Genomic DNA, 1,367 nt, shown 5'->3' with positions numbered 1-1,367 from the left:
CTGAAGGACGCAGTGATGATGATGTGTGTGGATGGAGGTTGTGGAGGGTCTGGCCCGGAAGGATGCTGACGCTCTCGGTTGGGGGTTGTCCTGTGAAGGATCTGCCGGCCTTGCGCGATCTCTGTTCGTGCACGTGACCGGGCCAGGGGATGTGACTTGATAGGAGCCTGTGCCACCAGGACACCCATCACTGTGTTGTCCATCCCGGCTGGTCCGGTACGTGCCACCCCGATCCGCTCAGCACTATGGGATGGCAGAGACCAGCATGACCGATCAGCATCACATCGTCGACCGCGCCCACCAGAGCGTGACCGGTGGGGTCGACACGCATAAAAACACTCACACCGCCGCTGCCCTCGACGGTCAGGGCCGGGTGCTGGGCACCCGCACGTTTCCCGCCAGTACAGCGGGATACACGGCACTTTCGGTGTGGCTGGCGGAGTTCGGCACGGTGACCGCGGTCGGGGTCGAGGGCACCGCCTCCTACGGCGCCGGCCTGGCCCGTCATCTCACCGGGCAGGGCGTCGCGGTGGTGGAGGTCAACCAGCCTGACCGACACACCCGCCGCCGCAGGGGAAAGACCGACACCCAGGACGCGATCAACGCCGCCCACGCCGCGCTGTCCGGCCGCGCCGAGGCCATCCCCAAAGCCGGCACCGGTCCCGCTGCCAGCCTCACCGCGCTGCGCGCCGCGCTGGGAAGCGCGGTCAAGTCCCGCACCGCCGCGCTCAACCAGCTCGACGCCCTGATCGTCACCGCCCCCGCCGCGCTGCGCGAATCCCTCACACCCCTGTCCGGGCAGACACTGATCACCGCCTGCGCCCGGCTACGGCCCGGCACCGACCTCACCAGCCCCACCGCCGGCGCCAAGACCGCACTGCGCCGCCTGGCGCGACGCGTCCAGCAACTGACCACCGAGATCGACGAGGCCAAAGCCGACCTACAGACACTGACCCACCAGATCTTGCCCGCCACCACCGCCCTGGCCGGTGTCGGACCCGACACCGCCGCCCAGATGCTGATCACCGCAGGCGACAACCCCCACCGGATCGGCAGCGACGCCAGCTTCGCCCACCTCTGCGGCACCGCACCCATCGACGCCAGCAGCGGCCGCAGCGACCGACACCGCCTCAACCGCGGCGGCGACCGCCACGCCAACGCCGCGATCTACCGCACCGTCATCGTCCGCATGCGCCACTGCCCCCGCACCCGCGCCTACATCAACCGCCGCACCACCGAAGGCCTACCCAAACGCCACATCATCCGCTGCCTCAAACGCTACGTCACCCGAGAGATCTACCACGCCCTCACCACAGACATAGCCAACCTCACAACCACCACTTGACATCTATAGGAGCATCCTTCAG

At 68.3% G+C, this 1,367-nt stretch carries 1 protein-coding gene; it reads left to right on the top strand.

Annotation, left to right across the window (positions count from 1 at the left end; genetic code table 11):
* Positions 1-250: 250 nt before the first annotated feature.
* Entirely contained in the window at positions 251-1,345 is a 1,095-nt protein-coding gene (locus tag ABD987_RS44480; RefSeq protein ID WP_345409089.1) for an IS110 family RNA-guided transposase, read from the top strand.
* Positions 1,346-1,367 lie beyond the last annotated feature (22 nt).

The organism is Amycolatopsis samaneae (assembly GCF_039541975.1).
GTDB classification, from domain to species: domain Bacteria; phylum Actinomycetota; class Actinomycetes; order Mycobacteriales; family Pseudonocardiaceae; genus Amycolatopsis; species Amycolatopsis samaneae.
Note: the sequence above shows the minus strand (reverse complement) of the source record. Positions and strands in the feature narration are given on the sequence as shown.